This is a genomic window from Pseudanabaena sp. PCC 9330, from assembly GCF_055795045.1.
The window spans coordinates 1-278 of sequence record NZ_JAYFES010000017.1 but is presented as its reverse complement, the minus strand read 5'-3'; the positions used below and the strand labels follow the sequence as shown (position 1 = coordinate 278).

Sequence of the window (278 nt, the reverse complement as noted above, 5' to 3'; positions counted from 1 at the left end):
GGGGCAACCCCCTCACTATCTTCGCCGCAGCTGCGTTTCACGACTGAGTTCGGGATGGGTCAGAGTGGGACCACAGCGCTAGAGACACCAGGAAAGCCTTAATGGCTTCAATATTAAATTGGTTTAGTTCCTTGAATACCTGAATAGAGAGAAGTGTGTTGGCTGTGCACACAGCCATTGTTTGAACGTTGATGGACTTGAGTGTGAGGTCAAGCCCTCGGTCTGTTAGTACGCCTCGACTACATCCATTGCTGGACTTCCATCTAGCGCCTATTAAC

Annotated in this window: 1 rRNA gene; it reads right to left on the bottom strand. The window is 50.0% G+C overall.

Going from position 1 to position 278, the window contains the following annotated elements:
* Positions 1–92 (bottom strand): 5S ribosomal RNA (gene rrf / locus AC0QKW_RS00390); the annotation flags it as partial.
* Positions 93–278: the final 186 nt, after the last annotated feature.